Raw genomic sequence first — 26,066 nt, 5'->3', positions numbered from 1 at the left:
TCTCGTTTATTTATACGCGGCCCGTCCAACCCCGCTTTTTTAATCGGTCCTATTTTAAAATATGTATAATTCCGATTAACTAAGTCAGTTATTCGAGCGAATGACCCCATTATAGAAAGATAAAACGGTTCTGTAAAGAGAGAACCGCGTTTAAACCAAAATAAATTTTAGTCGACGCAAAAACCCGCTTCCCGCCTTTCGGCGGAAAACGGGCGTTTTGACGTTTCTGTCCGGACCGGTCCGGTATTCTTTTCAGTCGGAACCGATATACGCCAGCAGATCCTCGCTCAGCCGTTCGATCGACGGCGTGCGCAGGCTGTATACGGTCAGCGTCTCGCCTTCGAAATGGGCGCGGGTCAAGCCCGCGCGCCGCAGATTGGAGATGTGGTCGTGGGTAATCCCTTTGGACAGCCCCAGATAGCGAAAAATTTCGATAAACGTTCTCGGTCCCTCGTTCAGATACTTTAAAATTTTCAGCCGGTTATGCTCGCCCAGACTGCGCAGAACGCGGTACGTCCCGTGATCCAGCAGCTCCTCGGCCCCGAAATGGATACCCGACGCGTAATGGCAAAGCGTCAGCCGTCCGTAATGATAGATCACGTTGACCGGCTGGAAATGATACTGCGGAATCAGCAGCACGCGCTCCAGCCCTTCCACCGGCTCGAATCGAAGCCCGTGCGTCAGGCGTTCGACGAAAGCCTGCTTGTCTTCTCCCCGCCCCTGTCTGGCTTCGCGCGCCGCATGTTCGCCCAGCGCGCCCAGGATTTGCGGCTCCGCATGACGAAAATACTGTTCGTTCCACTCGGCGACCATATGACGGACGCGGCGGATCAGCCCTTCGAAGTCTTCGGGCAGGTCGAGGGTGTATGCGGACGCTTTGCGATAAATCGTTTCCGCCTCGGTTGCGTCCAGCCAGGCGATAAAGCGCTGCGGCGTCTTGGGATTTGGCGACAAATAAGCGAGCAGGTAAGCGGCTTTCCAGTCCCGGTCGAGCAGCGAGGCGTCCAGCAGCTGCGCAAATTCCGGGGTAAGCCGCTGCTTGACCCCGGCGGCCCAGGACGGCGACAGATCGATTTTCTTATAGAACTTGCGGCACAAATAAGTGTGCAGGCTGTTCATCAGCTCGTACAGCGGCTGAAATTCCACATCGGCTTCGTACACCGTTTTTCCCCCTCTTGTTCTTCTTTCTTTTCACTATACCATCGCCTTAAAACTTTTTTAAAGCGGAACTTCCCGATTGCAGTTAAAACAATTCCAGGTACAAAGAACCATTTATAAATAAAAATTTATGATTTCACGGTATCGGTTATGAAAAAAATGTAGAATAATGTTTTGGAATCTTCACTCCGATTGGGCAGGACCGATATAAAATAGAGTGTAGAGAAAATCATACCGAGAGGCAGGAAAATAACAAATGGCACAGGCTCCTTACAGTATTCAAACCAATCAAGCGGCAAAGAAAGTCGAAATGAAAGTCAGCGGTACTTTTACTCCCCAGGATTATCAAAATTTCGTGCGCGATTACGCCAAGATGGCATCCTCGATCGACGCCGGTTCTTTTACGCTTGAAGTGGATTGCCGGGACATGGATCTGCTCGCGACGGAAGAAGTGGAGAAGCTGAAAGGTTCTTTTGTCAGCTATAAAGAAACCGGTTTTCAAAAAGTGGTCTTCATTATCAGCCAATCGCAAACAATCATCAAAATGCAGCTCGGCCGCGTAGCCCGCGAAGCCGGACTGGCCAACGTGGAAATCCTCACCCAATAAGAAAAAGGTTCGAAAGACGCGAAGAGCGGCTGCGCCCCAAGCTGCGCAGACACGCCCGGCGCGTCTTTTTTTCCTCTGCCGATGCAAACACAGATATAGAGAAAAGAACTAAAGGAGCGAAATTCGCATGAGTCATATCCGTATTGAAGCCGTCGAAATCCATCATCCCGCCAATGCCGTCGACAACGAGTTTTACTTCGATCATTTCGACAAACAAAACAACGATATCCGCCGTTTTCTGGAACATATGGGCCGCAAGTCCCGGTATGTGATCGACAGCGACGAAGAAAACGGACTGACCATGGGCATCGAAGCCGCGCGAAAAGTACTGGCCAAAGCCGGTTTGCAGGGTACGGACATCGATATGGTCGTCTTCTCCACCCAGGTTCCGGAAACAACGTTCCCGGTAAACGCCCTGTATATCCACGCCGCAATCGGCGCGGACGCCCATACGATGGTACTCGACTCCAACGCCAACTGCGCCGGTATGGTCGTTGCCGTGGATCATGCCAGCCGTTATATGCTGAGCGCTCCGAACATCCGCCGCGCCCTGATTGTCGGCTCCGATTACAATACGCTGGTCAGCGATCCGGACAGCGCGATCACGTACGCCAATTACGGCGACGCCGCCGCGGCCGTTATTCTGGAACGAACCGAAGAGCAGACCGGTTTTATCGATTCCATCTACCACACCGATCCGGTCAACCGGGACTTTATCCGCTATCCGGCGGAAGGCCTCGCCAAAACGGTCAAGCACGGCTCGGAATCCAAAGGCATCCTCTGGCTGCCGTTCGAAGCGCATGCGGCGATGCCGCCGACGTTCGAAATGTTCGAAACGCTGCTCGGCCGCCACGGCCTGACGCCGCAGGAGATCGGCAGCTACTGCCTGTCGCAGTTCTCGCTCGAGAACGTGCTCAAGATCCAGCGCCAGTACGGCCTGAGCGACGAGCAGATGGTGTATGTCGGCGACCGTTTCGGCTACACCGGCACCAGCAGTCCGTTTATCGCGCTGCACGAAGCGGTGGAAACGGGCCGCGTAAAGCGCGGCGATCATGTGCTGTTCTGGTCGATCGGCTCGGGGTTCCAGCTGGTTGCGATGTTGTTTAAGTATTGAGAGCTTACGATAAGCTCTTGGTTTCTGAAACCGAGGCTGGAAGCGCGCCGGATAAAGTTCGTTACGGTCGCTTGTTGAAACCAGGAATTTGATTATATTTTATGGAATATTCCCGGTTTCAAAGGCGAACGCTACCACTCCTACACGAACTTTATCCTCTGCTTTTACTTAGCCTCTTTTTACAGCACTCATTCGCTTATTCAATGCTCTCTTTGAGAGTTGAGAGCGAGAAGAAGCCGGACTCTGCATGTTGGCTCATGCAGAGTCCGGCTTTTGGCATGACTTCAAAACCTCGGACATCTTTCTCTTGCGCAGCGGCTGTAAGAATCGAAAGACTGTGATCGAAATCAGAGGCCGCCCATAAAAGAAGAAATATCCACGCCAAGGCCCCGGGCCAAGCGCATGCCGTATTCGCGGTCGGCGCGGATAAAGTTGCAAACGGCGCGGAGTTGGATATCTTCGCTCAGGCCGGTCAGGTCGCTGACGATATTGGAGATCAGGTGATCGCGTTCTTCGGGCGTATACGAGCGATACTGGGCGCCCGCCTGGGAGAAGTCGTCGGTCTTCGCGATCTTTCGGCGTACCGCCGGCCCCTGGAGCGGGCTTTCGGAATCGCGGTAAGCGGGATCTTCGGCCGGACTTTCGGCATAGCCGTTCGGTTCGTAGTTGACCCTCGGCAGATCGGTGCGTATATTCATCGCTCCGCCTTCCTGATGGTTGCGCACCGGCGCATACGGGCAGTTGACCGGGATTTGCAGGTAGTTCGCTCCCAGGCGGTGGCGCTGCGTGTCCGGGTACGAGAACAGGCGGCCCTGCAGCAGCTTGTCTTCCGACGGCTCGATCCCCGGCACCAGCGCGCTCGGCGAGAAAGCGGCCTGCTCGACTTCGGCGAAAAAGTTTTGCGGATTGCGGTTCAGCGTCATCGTGCCCACGGTATGCAGCGGAAATTGTTCTTCCGGCCAGACTTTGGTCGGATCGAGCGGATCGAAATCGTAAGCGTCCAGCTCCTGCGGCTCGATAAACTGGACTTTGAGCGTCCACTGCGGGAAATTCCCTTCTTCGATCCGGTCGAACAAATCGCGGGTGGCGTGGCCGAAGTCTTCGCCCTGGATTTCTTTGGATTGCTCCGGGGTCAGCGTGCGCACGCCCTGCTTCGATTCCCATTTGGTTTTGACGTAAACGGCTTTGCCTTCGGCGTTGATCCACTTGAACGCATGCACGCCGAAACCGTCCATTTCCCGATAATTGGCGGGTGTCCCGTGGTTGGAGAACAGCCAGGTCATCATATGCGTCGACTCCGGCATACGCGTCATAAAGTCCCAGTACCGCCCCGGCTCCTGCCGGTTGGACCGCGGATCGGACTTCAGCGAGTGCACCATATCCGCAAACTTGATCGCGTCGCGGATAAAGAAGACCGGCAGGTGGTTGCCCACCAGATCGTAGTTGCCTTCCTGCGTATAGAATTTAACGGCAAACCCGCGCGGATCGCGAGCCGTTTCCGGCGAACCCGTCCCGTGAATCACGGTCGAGAAGCGGACGAATACCGGCGTTTCGAGCCCGGCTTCCTGCAGGAAAGCGGCGCGCGTATAATCGGACATGCCGCATTCCGTCTTGAAAACGCCGTGCGCGCCCGCGCCTCTGGCATGTACGACGCGTTCCGGAATGCGTTCGCGGTCGAAATGGGCCAACTTTTCCAGCAGATGATAGTCTTCCAGCAGAGTCGGCCCTGCGCTGCCCGCCGTTCTGGAATTCTGGTTATCGCCTATCGGCGCCCCCTGGTTGGTTGTCATTCTGGAGTTTGTCATCGTAAGATCGTCCTTTCCGAATAGAAGAATGCAAACTGATTTAGAATTGAATTTAGACTTTATCTAAATCTGTATTAGCATTCTATCATCGAAAAACGACGACATCATGAGCGGCGCATAAGCGTTTGATGAAGATCGAATGAAGCGAAGCGGCGGCAGAAATAAAAAAAAGGTCCCGGCGAACAGCCGGGCCGTCATCCGGACTCTCCGGCAGGGATTAATCCGCCAGCCGGTAGCCCACGCCGCGCACCGTCGCCACATAATGCGGCTTGGCCGCGTTGTCGCCCAGTTTTTTGCGCAGACTTTTGACATGGACATCGACTACGTTGCTGCCGCCGAAATACTGGGTGCCCCAGACGATATTCAGCAGATCTTCGCGCGTGCGCACGGCTCCCTGCCCTTCGATCAGCCGCACCAGCAGTTCATATTCCGTCTTGGTCAGATCGATTCGGGCGCCGCTGCGGTGCACGGTCATCCGGCGGCGGTCGATCCCCAGATCCTTGAAGATCAGCCGGTCGCGCGAAGATTCGGCAGGCGGCGGAGACTCGAGTCCTTCCGCTTCCCGCGCCGAAACGCTGCGCAGAATACGCCGCACATGATGCAGCCCTTCATGCGGCCGCGCCGGCCAGACGAGCAGTTCTTCCGCCCCGTCTCCGACTCCGCCGGCCAGCATCCGCTCGTCCACCAGGAACAGCGTCGGTACCTCCGCGTGTACGGGATGCAAATTTTCGCGAAACGCGCCTACCGGGTCTTCCGCTTCCGAACCGCTCACGTCGAAGATTAGCAGATCGGCCTGCAGCGCCCCGGCTTCGGTATGCTCCCAGCGATGGAAAACGAGCACGTCGAAGCAAGACTCCATCAGCGTGCGCATCAGCTCGTGCATCCGGCCGGGAAACGGGCTGACCATAATGATCCGTTTCGTCATTTCGCACACTTCGGGCATGGTCCCGGATAAACTTCCGGCCATTATTTCTTCCGCTTGCTTCGGCATTCCGCGCACACTCCTTCCAGTACGATATGGGCGCCGTGCACCTCGTATCCCGTCTCTTCCGCGATCCGCGACATCCATTCTTCCGGAACGGGCGTCATGACTTCGTCGACCCGGCCGCAGACTTCGCACACGATATGTTGGTGGTCGTCGGTTCTGGCGTCGTAACGGCTGGCCGCTTCCCCCAGTTTGAGCTCGCGGATCATCTCTTTGTCGCTCAAATAGCGCAGCGAATTGTATACCGTGCCGTAAGCGAAGCTGTGACCGCGCTCGACGAGCCGGTTCATCACGTCCGCCGCCGTCGGATGGTCTTCGGAATCGCGGACGATATCGTATACCGCTTGGCGTTGGGTCGTTAAATTGATTGTTTTCATGGTGTCATTCCTCATTTATGGGTCGAATGCCGGCCGCCGCAGCGGTCGGTCGAACGTTTGATTTTAGAATAAGTATAAATCTATTTGTCGAAGGAATCAAGAACCGTTCTCAGTACGCAGTCGACAAAAAAACGGCCGTCCCGAAGGACGACCGTTCTATCGCGGGCTTACCGGGCGTAATGGATGTACGCCGCCGCCGCAATTCACTTGAATAACCGGGGAAACCTCTTACCGTTCGCCGACGATCTTCGTCGGCACTCTTGCCAAACCGAACGATTCCGCTAAGCCGGAACCGATTCTCATGGATGAATCGTCCGTTGTCACTTCCCAAGTCAATCTCCCGCCGCGCGCAACCGCCAGATTGCATGCAGCGTTCTATGGCGAAAACGTATCGTTAAACTTTACGAGCTGTCACTTTACGGTGAAAGGCTTCGTTCTCTGAAATCTAAAACAACGAAAGCCCTACCTCTCTTCCATCCTTGCGGCTCCGATGACCGCGCCAGTGCGATTCGGATAATCAAAGTATGCTGGTTCTGCATTATTGTTATTCAAGTGTCCACATAACTTTTAGTATAGTTTAATTTCCTGATAAAGTCAATGGCATCGAAAGCCCTATTGAAACAGCTTGTTCTCTGGCCGATAACACGTTTAGGCCTATGTAAAGATTCCTTAGCCGAAAAGGAGGAAATAATCATGGATATCGCTGCGCTCTCCGTGGCAATGAGCCAGGTTTCCACGACTCAGCAGGCTTCGCTTCAGGTCATGAGCATCGCCAAAGACCAGGCGGAGCAGCAGGGTCAGCAGCTGGCCAAAATGCTGGAACAGAGCGTCTCGCCCCACCTCGGCGGTTCGCTCGATATTCGCGCGTAAACGTCGCGGACGAGAAACCGGAAGCGCGGCCTGCCGCCTATCCGGTTTTTTTGCGCGCCTATTCGTTGCTCGCTTCCTTTTCGATATGTTATAGTAGGCCTACTTGAAAAATGCTGGAGGTTTTGTATGGCGTTATGTCGCATTTCAATACAACATCCGGAGGTATTTTTTTGTTGAACGCCAAGCAGCTCGACGATATTAAAGATTTGCAGCGTCTATGCGAGCGCACGGACGGCATCCAATTGAAGCTGAACGACGAACTGCTCAAAATGGACAACCGTTCGGAACTCTTGAATTATTTTTGCCATAAAAACGATAAGCTTGTCGGATTCCTGGCGCTCTACGGCTTCGGCAGCCAGTTCGAAGTCTGCGGCATGGTGCATCCCGATTATCGCAGACAGGGCATTTTCACGAATTTATGGAACGAAGCGGCCGCTTCGGGAGCGCTGAACGATGCCGAGTCGATTCTGCTGAACGCTCCGAGGGATTCAAACGCGGCGGCCCGGTGGCTCAAAACCATTCGCTGCCGGCTTTCTTTTTCCGAACACGAAATGAAATGGCACGAAGACGAAGCGCAAGAAAATCGACGGGAATCGGACATATCGGTCTCGTATCGTCCGTTTGAACCGGAAGACCGCGGATTGATCGTTCGGCTGTATGCGGACGGCTTCGATATGAGCGAATCGGACGTGCTGGCGATGCTCGATGAAGAGAACGGCACAGCCGCCCATACGCGCCGCATGATCGTGCATCGAGGCGAGACGGTCGGAACGCTTGTCATGAACTACGATACAGCCGGCCAAAGCGGAATATTCGGTCTGGTCGTCGATCCATCCTGCCGCGGACAGGGAATCGGGCGAAGTATGCTGAAGCGGATTATCCGCAGCGAGCATGAACGGGGTCAGGAAATTTATATCGGCGTCGAAACGCAAAACGAAAACGCTCTGCATCTTTACGAATCGTGCGGCTTCCGCTCGTACGCGGTACAGGATTATTACAAACTCCAGCTTTGAAAAAGAACTTTAAAAAAAACACCTCCGGCGAACGCTGTTTATGCCGGGGGTGTTTGTTCAATTCGCAAACCTGTTGTTCTTTGTCCGTCCCGCCGCTCGATCAGCACAGATTGGCGCTGCGCGACGGCTCCGATTCCTGCCGGCAGCGGCTGCAGGAGCAGGAACGCTGTTCCTCCGCTTCCTCCATGCCGCTGTAAGCCAGCCGCAGATAATCCAGCGAGTCCTCGTACGAACCTTCCGCCGCCTCCAGCAGAATCCGTTCTCCGCCGAGCACGGTATACACTTCGATCCGGGACGGCTCCGCGCCGAACGCGCGATAACAGAATACCCGGGCCGCATGGCGGTACCCTTCCAGCACATCCGGATCGTATTCGACGACGAATTTTTGCAGATGCAGTCCTTCGCCGTCTTTTCCCTGCCAGGCAAGCTGGAAAATCATCGACAGATCCATTTCCAGTTCCGGAACGCGCACGGCAAACTGCTCGTACAGCACGACCGGCCGTTCGCTTTCGTATTCGTTGGAAGCGAAAAAAGACGCAAGATTTGCGGCAATGCGGTCTTTGATCGCCCAGTAGCTTTCTTCCGAATCGAAATCTTCGATCCGGCGCGGCCAGCGGTAATCGACCAGCTCCCCGATATCCGCGTGGACGCGAAAACGGGGTTCGGCCGCATAATAGCGGTTGATCGCATGACCGACCGCATACTGTGCGCGCTGCGTCCAATGATAACCGCTTCCGGCGGACAAATGCCCCGTGCCTGCACCGGACCGGGCGGACGCGCCGTTTGCGGTCCAATCTTCGAACCCCGTGTCCGCCGCGCCGTAACGCCGTCCCTCGCTTCGGGCCGAGGCCAGCCAGCGTTCCAGCCGGAAGTCTTCCAGCAGTCTGCTCTCCTCCGCCGGTGTCTCGCGTTCTCTGGCTTCGCTCATACGCCGACGGTGCTGCCGACAAAGCTTTTGCCGAATGTCCGGCACGCTTCGCGCTCGTCGCCCGACGGGTTCAGCTCCAGCTTCAACGGCTCCAGCACCATTTCCGCGCCGCGTTCGGCCAGCTTTTCCTGCAAGAGATCGACCGCTTTCGCAAACTGCTCGTACACCGTGTCCCCGCTGCCGAATACCGCCGCTTTTTTGCCCGCCAGATCCAGGTCGTCCAACTCTTCGTAAAAGTCCAGGAATTCGTCCGGAAGTTCGCCGTCTCCCCAGGTATACGCGCCCAGAATGATCCCGTCGTAATCGAGCAGAATATCCGCTTCGCAGTCTTCGGCCAGCTTGATCGTGACTTCCCCGCCTGCTTCTTCGATGCCGTTTGTAATCAATTCGGACATTTCTTCGGTGTTGCCGGTCATGCTGGCATATATGAGAACAAGTTTGCTCATGATCAGACCTCCAGGATTCGTTTTGAAAAACCACTCGTTAAACCGTTATGCCACATCATAAATGATAATGATTATCAATGTCAACTTCTTTTGAATTTGTGGATTTTTGCGCGGTCCTCGGGTACAATTGAATCTTGGAGATTCGTGAAATTCGGGTACCATAACGACTATACACAAGGGTGGTTTAAGACTGATGTACATGGCTCAAAACTGGAAAGACTACGAACTGATCGATACGGGCGCGGGCGACAAGCTGGAGCGCTGGGGAGACGTACTGCTGCGGCGTCCGGACCCGCAGATCATCTGGCCGATCGCCGACGAAAGCGGACCGTGGCGCGATACGGCCGGCCATTATCACCGCAGTTCGGCGGGCGGCGGAAGCTGGTCGTGGAAAAAGCAGCTGCCGGAACGCTGGACGATTACGTACGACGATAAATTGAAGTTCTACATCAAGCCGACCAGCTTCAAGCATACCGGTCTGTTTCCGGAGCAGGCGGCCAACTGGAGCTGGATGATCGAGAAGATCCAAAACGCCGGACGGCCGATTAAAGTACTGAACCTGTTCGCCTACACGGGCGGCGCGACAGTCGCTTCCGCTTACGCGGGCGCAGATGTCGTCCATGTGGACGCGGCCAAGGGCATGGTGCAGTGGGCGAAAGAAAATATCCAGCTGTCGGGACTCGAAGATCGCCATGTCCGCTTTATGACCGACGACGTATTCAAATTCGTGCAGCGCGAACAGCGCCGGGGCAACAAATACGATGCGATTATCATGGACCCGCCTTCCTACGGACGCGGACCCAGCGGCGAGACGTGGAAGCTGGAATCCAGCCTGTATCCGTTCCTGGAATCGTGCCTGCAAATCCTGTCGGACAATCCGCTGTTCCTGCTGATCAACTCCTACACGACCGGTATTTCGCCGACTGTGCTGTCGAATATGCTGGAAATGACGATGAAGCCGCGCTACGGCGGCAAGATCAGCGCGGGCGAGATCGGTCTGCCGATTACGCGCTCCGAATTGACGCTGCCGTGCGGCATTCTCGGACGCTGGGAGTCGAACTGATGAACGGGCCCAGCGGACCGGATCGCCCGGATCGGACCAGACGAAGCGCGGCGTCCGGCGAGCCCGATCGCCAATCGGAGGCTGCGGCCGCTCAAGCGTCCCTCTCGGGTATTGCGGTGCTGCTGGAGGACAACCATCTGCTCGGCGTCGTCAAGCCGGTCAATATTCCGGTACAGGAAGACGCCAGCGGCGATCCCGATATGCTGACGCTGCTCAAAAGCGATCTCAAGATCCGGCACGACAAACCCGGGAATGTGTTCCTTGGACTGGTGCACCGGCTCGATCGTCCCGTCGGCGGCGCGATGATCTTCGCCAAAACGTCGAAAGCGGCTTCCCGCCTGTCGGATTCCGTACGCACGCATGCAATCCGCAAAACGTACGCCGCCGTCACCAACGGCGTGCCGCGCGAACGCGAAGGACGGCTTGTGCATTACCTGCTCAAAAACGAACGCACCAACATCGTCGCTTCGGTGCGCAAAGGCACGCCGGGCGCCAAAGAAGCGATTCTCGATTATCGGGTGCTGGAGGACGACGGACGGCGCGCGCTGGTGCTGGTCGAGCTGCATACCGGCCGCTCGCACCAGATCCGCGTGCAGATGAGCACGATCGGCTGCCCGCTGTTCGGCGACCAGAAGTACGGCGCATCGCAGACCCGGCCCGGCGAGCAGATCGCGCTGTGGTCGGTCCGGCTGCGTTTTCCGCATCCGGTCTCGAAAGAATCGACGCTGCTGGTCTCGCTGCCGCCGGATACGGCGCCCTGGACGCAGTGGTCGGGCCATGTGTACAAGATGCTGCGCGAAGAGCTGGAACACGGGGAGTAAATAAAGAGATTTCGCGGCTCGGCGCTGGAGATTGCCGCGGGATCGGACCTATAACAAAGCCGTTTGGAAAGCTGCTTTCGCAGCCGGACAAACGGCTTTTTGGGCGTGGCGTGCGCTCTTGCCGCCGCTGCCCTAGAAAAAAAGACGTTTCTTTCCGCGGCGAACCACGGAAAGAAACGTCTTCGTTTTAACTTGCCCCGGTCCGGCTTAAACTCCGGATTCCCGTACAAACGACGGCAGCAGATCGGCGATGGTATTCGGCTTCTCCACCGTCACCAGCGCTTTGCCGATATGTTTGCGCTCTGTAAGCGGAGCTTTGGCCGCCGGGAATTCCAGCCGCTCGCCGCTCGACAGCACGGCTACGGCCGGCAGGACGCCGCTTGTATTGTACGCGCCGAGCAGACGGTTTCCATTCGGCTTGACCCGCTTGCCTTCCTTGAATTCGAAAGTCGCGATGCCTTTGCCGCCCCGGCTCTGGGACGGATATTCCAGCAGCATCGAGCGCTTCGTGTAGCCCAGGTCGCTGACGACCACCACTTCCCCGTCGTCGCCGGTGACAAACAGCGCCGCGGCTACTTCGTCGCCTTCTTTCAGCTGAATGCCGCGCACGCCGGCCGATACCCGGCCCATCGCGGATACTTCCTGTTCGCCGAAGCGGATGCTCATGCCCTGCGCCGTAACGAGCAGCATGTCTTTGCCGCCGTCGCTCAGATTGACCTGAACGACTTCGTCGCCTTCGCCCAGTTTGCAGGCGGCGACTCCGCCCGCCCGCTTGGTGGCGTAATCTTTCAGCGCTGTGCGCTTGACCTGGCCTTTGCGCGTGGTGAATACCAGCGACAGCTCCGACTCTTCCAGTTCTCTTACCGGAATCAGCGATACGATGCGCTCTTCGCGGTCCAGCGGAATCACGTTGACGATCGCCGTGCCGTTGTCTTTCCATTTGAACTCCGGAATCTGGTGCACCGGCAGCAGGTAATACTGGCCTTTTTGCGTAAACACAAGCAGACGGTCGAGCGTGCTCACATCGAGCAGATGGCGGATATAGTCGCCTTCGCGCGCGCCGGAGCCGCTGCGGTCGCCACCCGAGCGCGTAAACGACGGCATGCCGGTCCGCTTGATATAGCCTTCCTGCGACAACGAAACCATCACGTCTTCCTGCGGCACCATGACCTCCAGGTTGAGCTTGATTTCTTCGACTTCGCTCTGGAGTTCCGAACGGCGGCCGATCCCGAATTTATCGCGGATCTCGGTCAATTCTTTGCGGATCACGTTGTCCAGCTTGCGGCTGCTGCCGAGAATCCCTTCGAGCGTCACGATGCGCTTCTCCAGCTCGGCGTGCTCTTTCTCCAGCTGCGTGATCTCCAGATTGGTCAACCGGTACAGCTGGAGGGTCAGGATCGAATCCGCCTGGCGCTCGGTGAAGCCGAACATCCACTGCAAATTGTTCTGCGCATCCTGACGGTTCTTGGAAGCGCGGATCGCGGCGACTACATCGTCGAGGATATTCAGCGCTTTGACGAGACCTTCGAGCACATGGGCGCGGTCGCGCGCTTTGTCCAGCTCGTGCGTCGTCCGCTTGGTGATGACTTCGCGCTGGTGGCCGATGTAGGCTTCGAGAATGTCTTTGACGCCAAGCTGGCGCGGCGCTTTGTTAACGATCGCGACCATATTGAAATTGTAGCTGACCTGCAGATCGGTCTTCTTGAGCAGATAAGCCAGAATGCCGGTCGCGTCGGCGTCTTTCTTCAGCTCGACGACGATGCGCATGCCTTCGCGGCCGCTTTCGTCCCGCACTTCGGCGATGCCTTCGACTTTTTTCTCCAGCCGGATGCTTTCCATCGCCGTGACCAGACGGGCTTTGACCACCTGGTACGGGATTTCCGTAATCACGATCTGCTGTTTGCCGCCGCGCACGCTCTCGATCTCCGTTTTGGAGCGGACCTGGATCTTGCCCCGGCCCGTCGCATACGCTTCGCGGATGCCGGCTTCGCCCATCACAATGCCGCCGGTCGGGAAGTCCGGTCCTTTGATGTGCTGCATAATGCCGTCCAGGTCGATCTCCGGATTCTCCATTACCGCAATGCAGGCGTCGATGACTTCCCGCAGATTGTGCGTCGGAATTTCCGTCGCAAAGCCGGACGAAATCCCGCTGACCCCGTTAACCAGCAGGTTCGGATAGCGGGCCGGCAGCACGACCGGTTCTTTGGCCGTGTTATCGAAGTTGTCTTTGAACTGGACGGTACGCTTGTCGATATCGCGCAGCATCTCCATCGCGATCGTCGACAGCCGCGCTTCCGTGTAGCGCATCGCCGCGGCCGGATCGTCGTCGATCGAACCCCAATTGCCGTGTCCGTCCACAAGCGTATGCGCCATTTTCCACGGCTGCGCCATCCGCACCATGCCTTCGTAGATCGAAGAGTCGCCGTGCGGATGGTAGTTGCCCATGACGTCGCCGACCGTTTTGGCCGACTTGCGGTAGCCTTTGTCCGGCGTGTTGCCGGATTCGTACATCGCGTACAGAATCCGGCGCTGAACGGGCTTCAGCCCGTCGCGGACATCGGGAATCGCCCGGTCCTGGATAATATATTTGGAATACCGGCCGAAGCGGTCGCCGACCACTTCTTCAAGGAAAGCCGGTTGAAATTTCTCTTCCGGTACGCTCATTGCTTCAAAATCCCCTTCTGTCGCTTATTCTTCGACCTCGGTAAAGTCCACATGCTCCACGATCCAGCGCTTGCGCGGATCGACTTTGTCGCCCATCAGCGTGGAAACGCGCCGTTCGGCTTTGGCCGCGTCTTCGATCTGCACCTGGAGCAGCGTGCGGGTCGCCGGGTCCATCGTCGTTTCCCAGAGCTGGTCCGGATTCATCTCGCCCAGGCCTTTGTAGCGCTGAAGCTCGAAGTTCCTGCCGCCTTTGGTCAGCTTCTCCAGTTCCTCGTCGCTCCAGGCGTATACGATCTCGCTTTTGCGCGAGCCTTTGCGCGTAATCTTGTACAGCGGCGGCTGGGCGATATAGACCTTCCCCTGGTCGATCAGCGGCTTCATATAACGGTAAAAGAACGTCAGCAGCAGCACCTGGATATGCGCGCCGTCGGTGTCGGCGTCCGTCATAATGACGATCTTCGAAAAGTTGCTGTCTTCGACCGCGAATTCCGGTCCGATGCCCGCGCCGATCGCCGAGACGATCGTCCGGTATTCTTCGTTCTTGAGGATATCGGCCAGCTTGGATTTCTCCGGATTCATCGGCTTGCCCTTGAGCGGCAGGATCGCCTGGATCTTCGAATCGCGGCCCTGCTTGGCCGAACCGCCGGCGGAATCGCCTTCGACGATAAACAGTTCGGTCTTGGTAAAGTCTTTGGACTGGGCCGGCGTCAGCTTGCCGCCGAGGTTGGAACTTTCGCTGCGCTTCTTGCCGGTGCGCATCTCGTCGCGCGCTTTACGGGCCGCTTCCCGCGCGCGGGAAGCCTGGACCGCTTTGCGGATCAGGATCTGCGCCACCTGCGGGTTCTCTTCCAGGAACTGCGCCGTTTTGTCGGACACGATCGCGTCCACGGCGCTGCGCGCGGACGAGCTGCCGAGCTGGTCTTTGGTCTGGCCGACGAATTCGACGTCGCCCATCTTGACGCTGATGACGGACATCATGCCTTCGCGCAGATCGCCGCCTTCGAGGTTTTTGTCTTTTTCTTTCAGCACGCCCGTTTTGCGCGCATATTCGTTCAAGACGCGCGTATAAGCCGTTTTGAAGCCCGTTTCGTGCGTACCGCCGCCCCGGGTCGGGATGGAGTTGACGAACGAAGCGATCGTTTCGGTATAACCGGCGTTATATTGAAACGCGACTTCCACTTCGATGTCTTCTTTCTCGGCGTAGAAGCGGACCACGCTGTGCAGCACTTCCTTGCCTTCGTTCAGGAATTCCACGAACTGCTTGGCTCCGCCTTCATAATAAAACTCTTCGGACACGTCCGTGCGCTGATCGGTCAGCACGATGCGCAGGCCGGAGTTCAGGAACGCGATCTCCTGCAGGCGCTCGGCCAGCGTATTGTAATTCAGCGAGATGCCCGCTTTGAACACGCGGATATCCGGTTTGAACGTTACTTTGGTTCCGCTTTGCCGGGTGCCGCCGAGCACTTCCAGTCCCGTAACCGGCTGGCCGACATGCTCCGCGCCTTTCTTGTCCACGCGGTATTCGAACCGCTGACGATGGATCTTGCCGTCGCGGTAAATCTCGACTTCCAGCCATTCGGACAGCGCGTTGGTCACGGATGCGCCGACGCCGTGCAGGCCGCCGGATTTCTTGTATCCCCCGCCGCCGAATTTGCCGCCCGCGTGCAGGACCGTATAGACGACCTGCGGCGTCGGCACGCCGCTCTTGTGCATGCCGGTCGGAATGCCCCGGCCGTTGTCGCGGACCGTTACCGATCCGTCTTTGTTCAATGTCACATCGATCCGGTCGCAATATTTCGCCAGATGCTCGTCGACCGCGTTGTCGACGATCTCCCATACCAGATGGTGCAGCCCCGACGCGCTGGTGCTGCCGATATACATGCCGGGCCGTTTGCGCACGGCGACAAGGCCCTCAAGCACCTGAATGTCGTCCGCGTCGTATCCCTGGACGGCTGCCAGGGCTGCCGTTTGTTCCGCCGTCTCGATCTGTTCGGCCATGATTTCTCCCTCTTTCTCTCTTGCTCGCTCTTTGCTTCCGGAATCTTTCTTTTGCCGAAATGCAAACAAGTGTTTTCATTTTTGCTCTTTTTATTCTAAGTCAAAACGTCCCTTCTCGTAAAGACCAGGAACGAAATAATAACCGAAACCGCGGCCCAGGCCGCCAGAACGGCCAGCGAAAAGCCCAGCGTCATACCCTGGATCGGCGCGGGATTGCCCGCCAGATACTCGGTGAGTCCGAGATTGACCATAAAAAGATACTTGGCGCTGGTCCAGGCGGACGCCATATTGGTCAGGATCGAGCCGGAGATCAGCGCGGCCATCATCACGACGATGCTCGCCGCCGTGCTGCGCACCAGCACCGATACCATAAAGGCCAGCAGCGCCACGACGACGCCCACGAACCAGACCAGTCCCGCCTGCATCAGCAGATACCGCCACTGCGGCGTCGCCTGCACGAAGCTCAGATCGACGTCGGAGCCGTTCAGCACGAATCCGGTAAACACCGGGATCGTCCAGCCTTTGAAGCCGAAGAAGAGGCCGGAGATCAGATAGCAGATCAAATAAGCGCTTGCGACGATCAAAGACACGAACATCAGCAGCGCCGTCACTTTGCTGAGCAGCACTTTCCAGCGCCTTACGGGACGCGTCAGCAGCATCTTGATCGTGCCCCCGGTCCGTTCGGACGATACCAGGTCGGACGCAATCGTCATAATCATCAGCGGAATAAACAGCGTGGACGAATTGTCGATAAATTCGCGCGTAAACGTCACGCCGCCCGGTTCGTTCGGATTGACGTCGTGATCGAGATAATACTGCATCTGCTGGATATAAATCTGCCGGTAGACTTTCCATTCCTGCGGCACCCTGTCGCTGCTGAGCGAGTTCTGGTTATCGGTAATCGCCTGCTGCACTTCGAGCCGCCAGTCGCTGCCGTAGCTTTCGCGGCGCTCCAGCGACTGGCGCATCTGGGCGTAGCTGAAGATCGGCACCAGCACGGCCAGGATCAGCAGAACGATATAGAAGCGTTTCTTTTTGACAATCTTGACGACTTCGTTCTGCACCATCGCCCAAAATCTATTCAATGCCCTCACCCTCCGTCATCTGCAGGAACAGGCGCTCCAGCGTCGGCGCGACGCGGTGCACGCCCCGTACGGCGATGCCTTCACGGACCATGCGGTCCAGCACTTCCGGCACCCGTTCTTCCGGCGTCTCGGTCACGACGCTGCGCGCGTTGATCATGGCCGCGGCCGCGTCTTCCAGCGCAGCCGCCCCGGCCGAATCGACCACGACGATATCGCCGTATCCGCGCAGCAGGTCCAGCGCTTTATCCCTGGGCTCGACGTCCCAGATCACCATGCCCCGGCCGGCGCCCATCAGTTCGTCGACGGAGCCGACCGCAAGCTCGCGGCCGCCGCCGATGATGGCGACCCGGTCGCACAGCAGCTGGATCTCGCTCAGCAGATGGCTCGATACGAATACGGCCAGCCCGCCCGCCGCAAGCTCCCGGATAAAAGCCCGCATTTCTTTGATTCCTTTCGGATCGAGACCGTTGGTCGGCTCGTCGAGAATAAGCAGCTTGGGCCGCGCCAGCAGCGCCTGGGCGATGCCCAGCCGCTGCCGCATGCCCAGCGAGTATGTGCGCACTTTCTCATGAATCCGGCCGCCCAGATGTACCAGTTCGGTCACTTCGCGAATACGGTCTTCCCCGATCTCTTCCTGCATGCGCGCAAAGTGCATCAGGTTCTCCCAGCCTGTCAAATACGGATACATCTCCGGATTCTCCACGATCGAACCAACGTACTTGAGCGCCTGCTCCGGCTGCTTCTGCACGTCGAAGCCGCAGATCTCCACCGTGCCGGCCGTCGGCTTGATCAGTCCGACCAGCATGCGGATCGTGGTCGTTTTGCCCGCTCCGTTGGGGCCGAGAAAACCGAAAATCTCGCCTTCGCGCACATCGAAGCTGATGCTGTGAATAATCGTTTTGCGCCCGATCCGTTTATTCAAATCGCGGACGTGCAGCACGGAGCCGCTTGTTTGCTGCTTCATCTTGGTTCAGCCTCCCTATGCCCTGTGCCGTAAAAAGCGGCCGGCCGCGTTCTTTTTTACCGAAGTCCCTGCACGATCCGGTCCGCGATGCGCTCGTAGCCGGCCGCGTTCGGGTGAAAATGATCGAACGACAGATAAGCGGCGGTATCGCGCTGGAACAAATCGAATGTCGGAGTCAGCGTCATGCCCGCGCGCACGGCGATCAAAGCCGAGGCGGCGGCGTTCCATTTCGAGATGCCCGCATTGCCGGTCTCGCGCAGCGCGTCGATATCGCCGAACGGATTGTAAAGTCCCACATAGACGATATCGGCCGAAGGATTGATCTCCCGCAGTTTATCCAGCGCCTGCTCCAACCGGCTTTCCGCTTCCGGCAGCACCCGCTCGATCGAATCCGCCGCGGGAGCGCCGGTTCCCGTCTGAAGCGCCGCCCCGCCCTGGAATAAATCGTTCGCCCCGATCGAGAGCAGAATCAGGTTGGCTTCTTTCAATACATACTGCACGCCGGGTTCTTCCAGTTCGCCCAGCAGCTGCTGCGTCGTCATGCCGTTGATACCGAGATTGTTCAGAAAATGTACGTTTTTGCCGTTCTTTTCGGTATCGCTCTGAGGCTCCAGCAGCGCCGCCGTGCGGCGGGCGAATCCTTGCCCCGTCACGTCGCCGGTGCCTTTGGCCAGCGAATCCCCGATCGCCGCGATCCGGTAGCTGCCGTCGTCTTTCGAAGGCTCTCGCTGCGCAAGCGGAGCTTCGGCCGGAGACGCGGTCTCCATGCCGTTCGAGCGGGGAAACATCATTTCCCGCGCCCCGTACCCGAAGCCGGCCGCAAGCGCCAGCGTCGCGGCGGCCGACAGCGAAGCCGAGAGCCGCCATATCCACTTCCACGAATTCATCATTCAGTCCCCGCTTCCGCAAAGTTCCTTCTATAAAACGTGCACTAACTAACATACATGTTCTATAGCCTTGTTGGCAAACGCCTTAAAAGTTTTTTCGGACTTTTTTCGAAAAAGTGCTTGCCATATAGTTCTGATATGTGATAAGATATTTCTTGTCGCCGGGGACAAGATGTTCTAACAACCGGGCGGCCGCTAGAGTAAATATGGGACATTAGCTCAATTGGCAGAGCATTCGACTCTTAATCGACAGGTTGTAGGTTCGATTCCTACATGTCCCATTCCTTTATATAATGAAGAAACCCCATCCTCCCGGGAGGATGGGGTTTTCTGTTCCTTTTCCCTGTTTCCATCCTTCTCTCCTCCGCCGGATTCTCCATGCGTCCGTTCATCGGCTCCCGCCAACCGCGCAGGCTCGGACAGGCCGCCAAAGGCGGCCCGTATCCGAATCGCTCCTGCCGGTTCGTCGGCAGGCTCAACCGATAAACTGCTGGACCCAGTATCCATTGTAATAAGCGACGCCGATCGATTTGAACCCGGGATTCAGGATATTCGCCCGGTGCCCATTGCTGTTCATCCAGGCGACCATTACGCTTTCCGGCGACTTCTGGCCCATGGCGATATTCTCGCCGGCCGTGCGGTACGTAATTTGATACGTCTTCATCATGGCAAACGGCGATCCGTAAGTCGGCGAAGTATGGTCGAAATAATTTTTTTTCGACATATCCGCCGCTTTGAGTTTCGCCGTACTCGAAATCCGGGTATTAATAGTCAGCGGCTTGAGACCGGCTTTACGCCGTTCCAGGTTTACCAGGTACACGACTTTAGCGTTGAACTTGGCTTTGTCGACCGTCACCGTCGAATAAGCCGTTTGATAAGAAGTCTGCGCCGCCTGGGCAGATGCCGGCGGAAGTCCCGCATATACACCACCGAATGCAAGCGATACGGCTACAGCCATAGCCGCCGCTTTTTTTGCCATTTTCCCCGAATTGTACAATTTACGCATAGTATCCCCCTGTGATCACCCATATTATGGACCGGAGCCAACCCCGTCAGTCCTTTTGACTTCCCGCCTGTTTACAAAACGCATAAATATTCAAAATGGAACCGTTATCCATCTTACCATACAACCAGCTTGCGGGCAAAAAAGCCCCCTCTATCGCTTCGTCGGACACGTCCGGATTCCTTTGCTTTTCACAAAAACGTCATACAGCAGCTTGTCTCAATTATTGAAACAAGTCGCCGCCTGCTGCGTTCCTATAAGCATTATCGGTATAAAAACCCCGCAAATGAAGAGCATACAAAAAGGCCCCGCTCGCAGGGAGCGGAACCGAAAGCAAAGCTTATGGACGGCAGAAACGGCAGATTTACAGGGCCTTCATAAACCGGCAGCCGTATTTCTTGAATCCGGCATGCATATAGAATTCGTGCGCGGGCAGCCGCTCTTCGCGGTTGATGCTCGTGACGCACAGCAGGCCGCTGCCGCATTCGGCGCCCCAGGCTTCCGCCCGGCCGAGCAGCTGCTTGCCCAGCCCCAGGCCCCGGCATTCTTCGGAGACGACCAGTCCCGCAATCTGGACCATGCTGTCTTCGCTGCCGCGGGCGGGAATCAGGCGCAGCGCGATCATGCCGACCGCCCGGCCTTCCCACTCCGCCAAATAAGTGCGGTAATTCGGATTATTCTCGCGGGTTTCCAGCTGTTCCCGCATCACGCTCGGTGTGGTGGGATACGACAGTTTACGCATCAGCCCGGTCAGAACGGCGGCGTCGCCGCAGGTGGCTGTGCGAAGATTGGCTGTTCGTTCCAGTACATTAGTTGTCATCCGAATACTCCTCTTTTAGCAGGCCGGCCGCTTCACGGGCGCGACTGCGCGCAGTTTCCACATCTTCCGCCGCGCTGAGCGCGACGGCCATTCTACGTCCCGGCTTCGAATCGGGCTTGCCGAATATCCGTACCTGCGTGCGCGGAATTTGCAGCGCTTCCGCGACGCCCCCGACTTTGAACGCCGTGCTTGCCCGGCCCGCTTTCAGCGTAGCGGAAGCGCCGGGCGTCAGCAGTTCGACGCCGGTCACCGGCAGTCCGAGGATCGCCCGGACATGCAGCGCAAACTCCGACAGATCCTGCGTCGCCATCGTCACCATGCCGGTGTCGTGCGGACGCGGCGAGACTTCGCTGAATACGACGCCGTCCGCTGTCAGAAACAGCTCGACGCCGAACAGCCCGTAACCGCCAAGTTTCTCGGTAATTGCCGCCGCGATGCGCTTGGCTTCTTCCAGCTTGTCTTCGTCCATAGCGTGCGGCTGCCACGATTCGACATAATCCCCGTCTTTCTGGATATGCCCGATCGGCGGACAAAACGTCGTTCCCGATACGCTTCTGACGGTCAGCAGCGTAATTTCGCTTTCGAACGGCACGAACGCTTCCACGATCACTCGCGTGTTGTTCTTGGCGCGTGCGCCTTCCAGCGCGATCCGCCAGCACTTGTCCGCGTCTTCCGCCGTTTTCAGCACGCTTTGTCCTTTGCCCGACGAACTCATCAGCGGCTTGATTACGCACGGCGCGCCAAGCTCCGCCACCGCCGATTTCAGTTCGTCCAGACTGTCCGCGAAGCGATAATCCGCCGTCGGCAGCTCCAGCGTTTCGGCCGCCAGACGGCGGATGCCTTCGCGGTCCATCGTCAGCCGCGCCGCCGTAGCGGTCGGAATCACGCGGAATCCTTCCTTCTCCAGCTGCTGCAGCATCGGCGTTGCGATCGCTTCGATCTCCGGCACAATCAGGTCCGGCCGTTCGCTCAGCACCAATTCCCTCAGCGCCTGCGCGTCCAGCATATCGATCACATGGCTGCGATGCGCGACCTGCATGGCCGGCGCGCCTTCGTAGCGGTCCACCGCAATACATTCGATTCCAAGGCGCTGCGCTTCAATCACGACTTCCTTGCCCAGTTCCCCGCTTCCGAGAAGCATCAGCTTCCTCGCGTCCGCGGATAATGGAGCCCCCCACATCGTTGACCAACTCCTACGCCTTTTTGGTTTGTCCTTTTCTATTTTGTGTGCTCGGCCGCCGAATTGCAACCCCGGTCGCTCAAATTTTTATGAAAAAATGGCGAAAACTCGCGAAAAAAGTCGCGAGTTTTCGGAATTCATAGCTTACCTATTCAGTAACTTTCGAATACAGGACGTTCTTACAGAAAACGGAATTGCGCTTCGACCAGTCCGTTGTAGATGCCTTCGTGCCGGACGAGTTCTTCGTGAGTCCCCTGCTCTTTGATCTCGCCGTGATCGAGTACGATGATCTTGTCCGCATGGCGAATGGTCGACAAACGGTGCGCCACGATAAACGAAGTCCGGCCCTGCAGCAGCACTTTGAGCGCTTCCTGGATTCTGAGCTCGGTCTCCGTATCGATGCTGGCCGTCGCTTCGTCCAGGATCAGAATGCGCGGATCGGCCAGCAGAGCGCGGGCGAACGAGAGCAGCTGGCGCTGCCCCATCGACAACGCGCTGCCGCGTTCCTCGACTTCGGTATCGTAGCCTCCCGGCAGGGCGGAGATGAAGTCGTGCGCTTTGACCGCGCGCGCCACTTCCTCGATCTCCCCGTCCGTCGCGCCGAGCCGCCCGAAGCGGATATTGTCGCGAATCGTGCCGGAGAATATAAACGTATCCTGCAGCACGATGCCGATCTGCGAGCGCAAACTTTCCAGTTTGACGTCCCGCACATCGATGCCGTCGATCTTGACCGCCCCTTCCGTGACGTCGTAGAAACGGCTGAGCAGATTGATGATCGTCGATTTGCCCGAACCGGTATGGCCGACAAGCGCGATCGACTGTCCGGCGTTCGCCTGGATATCGATGCCTTTCAGCGCGCGTCGTCCCGGCTCGTATTCGAAAACGACTTTTTCCAGCGAGACATTGCCTGCGATCTTCGGCAGCGGCTGCGCGCCCGGCTTGTCGTCGATGCTCGGTTTCTCGTCGAGAAACTCGAAGATCCGTTCGGACGAAGCCATCGCGACGAGCAGCTGGTTGTACATCTGGCCCAAACGGTTGATCGGGTCCCAGAAGTTGCCGACGTAGTTCGCGAACGTAACCAGCAGGCCGACGGTTACTTCTCCCTGTTGGATCAGGAACGTGCCGTACCAGAACAGGATCATCGATCCGACGCCGCCGGTGATTTCGATCATCGGACCGAACGATTGGTTCATCGTCGAAGCGCGGTTCCAGGATTTGCGGCTGTCGGCGTTCATGCCGTCGAAGAACTTCATGTTTTCTTTTTCCTGCGTGTAAGCCTGGGTCACCCGAATGCCCTGAATCGCTTCGTTCAAGTGGGAGTTGATGCGCGAATTCTTCATCCGCACGTCCTGCCAGGCCATCCGGATCTTCTGGCGCAGCTTGGTGGAAATAATGAACATGACGGGAACCGTCAGCATAACGGCAAGTCCCAGCTTCCAGTTGATCAGCAGCAGAATAACGATAATGCCGGCCAGCTGCACGCAGTCGATCATCACGTTGACGGCGCCGTTTGTAAACAGATCCTGCAGCGAGTTGACGTCGTTCGTGACCCGAACCAGCACGGAGCCCGCCGGACGCTTGTCGAAGAAATTGAACGACAGCTTCTGGATATGCGTGAACAGCGCGGAGCGGATATCGTAGATAACGCGCTGCCCGATAATATTGGTGTACTTGATGCGGAATACATTGGCCGCCCACTGCACCACGTACAGTCCGAGCACGGCCGCGGTTACGATATACAGCAGTGTCAGGTTGCCGGGCTTGATCGCTTTGTCGATCGCCAGCACGCCGGTCAGATAAGGCACGGTCAGCTTGGTGACGGTGCCGAGAATCGTCATGACGATAATCAGCGGCAGCATCTGCTTCGCGTAAGGCTTCATATAAGAGAAGAGCCGCGCAAACTGCTTCCAGTTAAACGCTTTGTCGATCACGTCGTCGTCTTTGTAGACAAAGCGTTCGCTGCCGGGACCGCCCTGCGGCTGCTGCTTATCCGACTTCAGCTTTTCGGTATGCGTACTCACAGTCTCGCCTCCCCTTCGCGTTCTTCTTCCCTTTTGGCGATATGGTCGGCGTACTGGATTTCGTACACATCCCGGTAAGGCCCGGACTGCCGCGTCAATTCTTCATGCCGTCCGCGCTGGACGATCTTTCCTTCTTCGAGCACAAGGATTTCGTCCGCATGGCGCAGCGAGGAGATCCGGTGCGCGATAATAAACGTGGTGCGCCCCCGCATGACTTCCTGGAATCCGGCCTGGATCTCGTGCTCGGTCTCCATATCGACGGCGCTGGTGGCGTCGTCGAGAATCAGAATCTTCGGATTCTTGAGCAGCGCCCGCGCGATCGCGATCCGCTGCTTCTGTCCGCCCGAGAGACCCATTCCGCGCTCGCCGACAATCGTATCGTAGCCTTCGGACATTTCCATAATAAAATCGTGCGCTTTGGCCAGCTTGGCCGCGCGGATAATCTCGTCCATGGACACATCGCCGATGCCGTACGCGATATTGCCTTTGATCGTCGAAGAAAACAGGAAGGTTTCCTGGAACACGGTCGCGATCTGTCCGCGCAGGTCTTCGATCCGCAGATCGCGCACATCGACGCCGTCCAGCTTGATCGAGCCTTCGGTCACATCGTAGGCGCGCATCAGCAGCTGGATAATGGTCGATTTGCCGGAACCGGTACCGCCCAGGAAACCGACGACTTTGCCCGGAGGCGCGTCGAACGTGATTCCGTGCACGGCGCGCAGTTTGTTGCCGTAGGCGAACGACACTTTATCGAACGTTACATGGCCCTGCGCCTCCTGCCCGGTCAGCGAAACGGCGTTTTCTTTGTCGCGCACGTCGATCGGCTGGTTCAGGATTTGCAGCACCCGTTCGCCGGAGGCTTCAGACTGCGTATAGTTGTTGATATGGAAGCCCATGCCCCACATCGGGCCGATAATGTACCAGATCAGGCTGAAAAAAGCGACAAGCTCGCCGATCGTCAGGCTGCCCCGGACCACCATCGTGCCGCCGACGCCGAGCAGCAGCACCGCGCAGCCCGAAGCCAGCAGTTCCATCGCCGGGAAGTAGCGGCTCCACAGCCCGGAAGCGTGCAGCTGGTTGTCTTTGTAGCGGTCGTTGCGAAGCGAGAATTTGCCGACTTCGTGCGGTTCGCGCGCAAAAGCTTTGACGGTGCGCACGCCGGTTACGTTCTCCTGCACGGCTGTCGTCAGCGAGCTCATGGCAAGACGCATCTCCTGAAAAGCCGGATGAATCCGGGATTCGAACCGCAGCGCCACGAATACGAGCGGCGGAATCGTAATCAAGGTAAACAGCGTCAGCTGCCAGTTGATCGACAGCATCATGATCGCGCCGAAGATCACCATCATAAACACGTTCAGGATCTGGGCGAACCCGAAGCCGATAAAGTTCCGGATCGCTTCGAGGTCGCCCGTCAGCCGGGACATCAGGTCGCCGGTCTTGGCCGTATCGTAGTAGCGGAACGACAGGAATTGCAGTTTCTCGTAACAGGCGTTGCGCAGCCGGTAAGCGAGATAGTTACCAAGACGCGCGCCGAAGAATCCGTGCAGGAACTGCATGCACGCTTTGAGCGCCACGACGCCCACTACCGCCAGCGCAAGCTGCGGTACCCGTTCGAAGTGACGGGGTGTAATGACGTCGTCGATCAAGATTTGAAGCAGTTTGGGGTACACCAACCCCAGGGCAGTGGCGATTGCCAGAAAAAGAATCGAGACGAACATATACGCCTTCTTCTCCCAGTAATAGTCCTGCAGTCGCCTGAGAACGTTCATATCTTTCCTCCTTGTTGTCGGGGATGCCGAATTTGGGCGCCGCCTCTTCCTTTCAAGAAGCAACAGCCTGAGCATAATGCAGTTTATCACCCTGTCTTTATCCCGGCAAAGCGAGGAAAAAAGCGTATTCAGGCAATGCAGCGGCTTAGCAATCCGTTCACGATGTCAGCGCAATCGTTCATATGAAATAGTCGCGTATCCTTCCGTATTCGGCGATTTTGGACGATTTTGCTACTTTAGCTATAAAAAAATACGAAAACGCTTTAATTTAAACGTTGCATATTTCTTTTTGCCAGTTGAAAAAGCCCCGGGGCTGTATTCGCCGGGGCTGGTTTTTAAAGAATTCCTATTCGGAAAAGCAGGTTAAGAGCTGCGGAAGAAATTCGTTAGCGTACTAGAGTAAAAGGCAGATCAAAACGTCTCCATTTTTTTTCTGCCCCTCCTCATCAAACCGTACGTGAGGTTTTCCCTCATACGGCTTTCCGGTG

22 protein-coding genes and 1 tRNA gene are annotated in these 26,066 nt (G+C 57.2%); 7 read left to right on the top strand and 16 right to left on the bottom strand.

Going from position 1 to position 26,066, the window contains the following annotated elements:
• Positions 1-252 precede the first annotated feature (252 nt).
• A complete protein-coding gene (locus QWJ34_RS25120) occupies positions 253-1,161 on the bottom strand; it encodes an ArsR/SmtB family transcription factor (RefSeq protein WP_302731843.1) in 909 nt (302 codons plus the stop codon).
• A gap of 253 nt (positions 1,162-1,414) precedes the next feature.
• On the opposite strand from QWJ34_RS25120, the gene QWJ34_RS25115 reads away from it, so the two are divergent.
• Both QWJ34_RS25115 and QWJ34_RS25110 read left to right on the top strand, forming a co-directional pair.
• Positions 1,415-1,765, top strand: a complete 351-nt coding sequence (locus QWJ34_RS25115; RefSeq protein ID WP_302731842.1) for a hypothetical protein — start codon at positions 1,415-1,417, stop codon at positions 1,763-1,765.
• A gap of 127 nt (positions 1,766-1,892) precedes the next feature.
• Entirely contained in the window at positions 1,893-2,879 is a 987-nt protein-coding gene (locus QWJ34_RS25110; protein ID WP_302731841.1) for a 3-oxoacyl-[acyl-carrier-protein] synthase III C-terminal domain-containing protein, read from the top strand.
• A gap of 347 nt (positions 2,880-3,226) precedes the next feature.
• Here the strand turns inward: QWJ34_RS25110 and QWJ34_RS25105 are convergent, their stop codons facing one another.
• The 3 genes from QWJ34_RS25105 to QWJ34_RS25095 form a co-directional block, all read right to left on the bottom strand.
• Positions 3,227-4,684 (bottom strand): catalase, encoded by a 1,458-nt coding sequence (locus QWJ34_RS25105; protein WP_302731840.1) that lies wholly within the window; start codon positions 4,682-4,684, stop codon positions 3,227-3,229.
• A gap of 217 nt (positions 4,685-4,901) precedes the next feature.
• Complete coding sequence (locus QWJ34_RS25100; protein WP_302731839.1) at positions 4,902-5,675, bottom strand: winged helix family transcriptional regulator; 774 nt, start codon at positions 5,673-5,675, stop codon at positions 4,902-4,904.
• Positions 5,651-6,046: a Fur family transcriptional regulator gene (locus QWJ34_RS25095; RefSeq protein ID WP_302731838.1), complete on the bottom strand. Its 396-nt coding sequence runs from the start codon at positions 6,044-6,046 to the stop codon at positions 5,651-5,653. Before QWJ34_RS25095 ends, QWJ34_RS25100 begins: the two co-directional genes overlap by 25 nt.
• A gap of 693 nt (positions 6,047-6,739) precedes the next feature.
• Here QWJ34_RS25095 and QWJ34_RS25090 point away from each other — a divergent pair.
• A complete protein-coding gene (locus tag QWJ34_RS25090; protein WP_302731837.1) occupies positions 6,740-6,916 on the top strand; it encodes a YjfB family protein in 177 nt (58 codons plus the stop codon).
• Positions 6,917-7,086: 170 nt separating this feature from the next.
• Entirely contained in the window at positions 7,087-7,929 is an 843-nt protein-coding gene (locus QWJ34_RS25085; RefSeq protein WP_302731836.1) for a GNAT family N-acetyltransferase, read from the top strand.
• A 100-nt stretch (positions 7,930-8,029) separates the two neighbouring features.
• On the opposite strand, the gene QWJ34_RS25080 is transcribed toward QWJ34_RS25085, so the two are convergent.
• Entirely contained in the window at positions 8,030-8,857 is an 828-nt protein-coding gene (locus QWJ34_RS25080; protein ID WP_302731835.1) for a hypothetical protein, read from the bottom strand.
• Positions 8,854-9,303 (bottom strand): flavodoxin, encoded by a 450-nt coding sequence (locus QWJ34_RS25075; RefSeq protein WP_302731834.1) that lies wholly within the window; start codon positions 9,301-9,303, stop codon positions 8,854-8,856. Before QWJ34_RS25075 ends, QWJ34_RS25080 begins: the two co-directional genes overlap by 4 nt.
• Before the next feature lie 193 nt (positions 9,304-9,496).
• Here QWJ34_RS25075 and QWJ34_RS25070 point away from each other — a divergent pair, with 193 nt between their 5' ends.
• Positions 9,497-10,366, top strand: a complete 870-nt coding sequence (locus tag QWJ34_RS25070) for a class I SAM-dependent methyltransferase (RefSeq protein WP_302731833.1) — start codon at positions 9,497-9,499, stop codon at positions 10,364-10,366.
• Entirely contained in the window at positions 10,366-11,187 is an 822-nt protein-coding gene (locus QWJ34_RS25065; RefSeq protein WP_302731832.1) for an RluA family pseudouridine synthase, read from the top strand. The genes QWJ34_RS25070 and QWJ34_RS25065 overlap by 1 nt, the downstream gene beginning before the upstream one ends.
• A 207-nt stretch (positions 11,188-11,394) precedes the next feature.
• Here the strand turns inward: QWJ34_RS25065 and gyrA are convergent, their stop codons facing one another.
• The 5 genes from gyrA to QWJ34_RS25040 all read right to left on the bottom strand — a co-directional run bounded on the left by gyrA (position 11,395) and on the right by QWJ34_RS25040 (position 18,788).
• Positions 11,395-13,851: a DNA gyrase subunit A gene (gyrA, locus tag QWJ34_RS25060; RefSeq protein ID WP_302731831.1), complete on the bottom strand. Its 2,457-nt coding sequence runs from the start codon at positions 13,849-13,851 to the stop codon at positions 11,395-11,397.
• Positions 13,852-13,875: 24 nt separating this feature from the next.
• Entirely contained in the window at positions 13,876-15,849 is a 1,974-nt protein-coding gene (gene parE, locus QWJ34_RS25055; RefSeq protein WP_302731830.1) for a DNA topoisomerase IV subunit B, read from the bottom strand.
• Positions 15,850-15,944: 95 nt separating this feature from the next.
• Complete coding sequence (locus QWJ34_RS25050) at positions 15,945-16,916, bottom strand: ABC transporter permease (protein WP_302731866.1); 972 nt, start codon at positions 16,914-16,916, stop codon at positions 15,945-15,947.
• A gap of 10 nt (positions 16,917-16,926) precedes the next feature.
• The gene (locus QWJ34_RS25045; protein WP_302731829.1) at positions 16,927-17,898 is read right to left on the bottom strand and encodes an ABC transporter ATP-binding protein; all 972 of its coding nucleotides are present in this window, start codon (positions 17,896-17,898) and stop codon (positions 16,927-16,929) included.
• 56 nt (positions 17,899-17,954) lie between these two features.
• The gene (locus QWJ34_RS25040) at positions 17,955-18,788 is read right to left on the bottom strand and encodes a GDSL-type esterase/lipase family protein (RefSeq protein ID WP_302731828.1); all 834 of its coding nucleotides are present in this window, start codon (positions 18,786-18,788) and stop codon (positions 17,955-17,957) included.
• 205 nt (positions 18,789-18,993) lie between these two features.
• On the opposite strand from QWJ34_RS25040, the gene QWJ34_RS25035 reads away from it, so the two are divergent.
• Positions 18,994-19,066 (top strand) — tRNA-Lys (locus tag QWJ34_RS25035).
• Positions 19,067-19,260: 194 nt separating this feature from the next.
• Here the strand turns inward: QWJ34_RS25035 and QWJ34_RS25030 are convergent.
• The 5 genes from QWJ34_RS25030 to QWJ34_RS25010 all read right to left on the bottom strand — a co-directional run bounded on the left by QWJ34_RS25030 (position 19,261) and on the right by QWJ34_RS25010 (position 25,578).
• Entirely contained in the window at positions 19,261-19,791 is a 531-nt protein-coding gene (locus tag QWJ34_RS25030; protein ID WP_483314304.1) for a CAP domain-containing protein, read from the bottom strand.
• Between the two features lie 361 nt (positions 19,792-20,152).
• The gene (locus tag QWJ34_RS25025) at positions 20,153-20,608 is read right to left on the bottom strand and encodes a GNAT family N-acetyltransferase (RefSeq protein ID WP_302731827.1); all 456 of its coding nucleotides are present in this window, start codon (positions 20,606-20,608) and stop codon (positions 20,153-20,155) included.
• Positions 20,598-21,788: a formate-dependent phosphoribosylglycinamide formyltransferase gene (gene purT / locus QWJ34_RS25020; protein WP_302731826.1), complete on the bottom strand. Its 1,191-nt coding sequence runs from the start codon at positions 21,786-21,788 to the stop codon at positions 20,598-20,600. The genes QWJ34_RS25025 and purT overlap by 11 nt, the downstream gene beginning before the upstream one ends.
• A gap of 179 nt (positions 21,789-21,967) precedes the next feature.
• Positions 21,968-23,809, bottom strand: a complete 1,842-nt coding sequence (locus QWJ34_RS25015) for an ABC transporter ATP-binding protein (RefSeq protein WP_483314303.1) — start codon at positions 23,807-23,809, stop codon at positions 21,968-21,970.
• Positions 23,806-25,578: an ABC transporter ATP-binding protein gene (locus QWJ34_RS25010; protein ID WP_302731825.1), complete on the bottom strand. Its 1,773-nt coding sequence runs from the start codon at positions 25,576-25,578 to the stop codon at positions 23,806-23,808. The genes QWJ34_RS25015 and QWJ34_RS25010 overlap by 4 nt, the downstream gene beginning before the upstream one ends.
• Positions 25,579-26,066 lie beyond the last annotated feature (488 nt).

This window comes from Saccharibacillus sp. CPCC 101409, assembly GCF_030518235.1.
Lineage (GTDB): Bacteria > Bacillota > Bacilli > Paenibacillales > Paenibacillaceae > Saccharibacillus.
Note: the sequence above shows the minus strand (reverse complement) of the source record. Positions and strands in the feature narration are given on the sequence as shown.

Coding starts and splice junctions, on each gene's coding strand:
- QWJ34_RS25115 (WP_302731842.1), top strand. CDS start 1,415: ATGGCACAGGCTCCTTACAGTATTCAAACCAATCAAGCGGCAAAGAAA.
- QWJ34_RS25110 (WP_302731841.1), top strand. CDS start 1,893: ATGAGTCATATCCGTATTGAAGCCGTCGAAATCCATCATCCCGCCAAT.
- QWJ34_RS25105 (WP_302731840.1), bottom strand. CDS start 4,684: ATGACAAACTCCAGAATGACAACCAACCAGGGGGCGCCGATAGGCGAT.
- QWJ34_RS25100 (WP_302731839.1), bottom strand. CDS start 5,675: ATGCCGAAGCAAGCGGAAGAAATAATGGCCGGAAGTTTATCCGGGACC.
- QWJ34_RS25095 (WP_302731838.1), bottom strand. CDS start 6,046: ATGAAAACAATCAATTTAACGACCCAACGCCAAGCGGTATACGATATC.
- QWJ34_RS25090 (WP_302731837.1), top strand. CDS start 6,740: ATGGATATCGCTGCGCTCTCCGTGGCAATGAGCCAGGTTTCCACGACT.
- QWJ34_RS25080 (WP_302731835.1), bottom strand. CDS start 8,857: ATGAGCGAAGCCAGAGAACGCGAGACACCGGCGGAGGAGAGCAGACTG.
- QWJ34_RS25075 (WP_302731834.1), bottom strand. CDS start 9,303: ATGAGCAAACTTGTTCTCATATATGCCAGCATGACCGGCAACACCGAA.
- QWJ34_RS25070 (WP_302731833.1), top strand. CDS start 9,497: ATGTACATGGCTCAAAACTGGAAAGACTACGAACTGATCGATACGGGC.
- QWJ34_RS25065 (WP_302731832.1), top strand. CDS start 10,366: ATGAACGGGCCCAGCGGACCGGATCGCCCGGATCGGACCAGACGAAGC.
- gyrA (WP_302731831.1), bottom strand. CDS start 13,851: ATGAGCGTACCGGAAGAGAAATTTCAACCGGCTTTCCTTGAAGAAGTG.
- parE (WP_302731830.1), bottom strand. CDS start 15,849: ATGGCCGAACAGATCGAGACGGCGGAACAAACGGCAGCCCTGGCAGCC.
- QWJ34_RS25050 (WP_302731866.1), bottom strand. CDS start 16,916: ATGGTGCAGAACGAAGTCGTCAAGATTGTCAAAAAGAAACGCTTCTAT.
- QWJ34_RS25045 (WP_302731829.1), bottom strand. CDS start 17,898: ATGAAGCAGCAAACAAGCGGCTCCGTGCTGCACGTCCGCGATTTGAAT.
- QWJ34_RS25040 (WP_302731828.1), bottom strand. CDS start 18,788: ATGATGAATTCGTGGAAGTGGATATGGCGGCTCTCGGCTTCGCTGTCG.
- QWJ34_RS25030 (WP_483314304.1), bottom strand. CDS start 19,791: ATGCGTAAATTGTACAATTCGGGGAAAATGGCAAAAAAAGCGGCGGCT.
- QWJ34_RS25025 (WP_302731827.1), bottom strand. CDS start 20,608: ATGACAACTAATGTACTGGAACGAACAGCCAATCTTCGCACAGCCACC.
- purT (WP_302731826.1), bottom strand. CDS start 21,788: ATGTGGGGGGCTCCATTATCCGCGGACGCGAGGAAGCTGATGCTTCTC.
- QWJ34_RS25010 (WP_302731825.1), bottom strand. CDS start 25,578: ATGAACGTTCTCAGGCGACTGCAGGACTATTACTGGGAGAAGAAGGCG.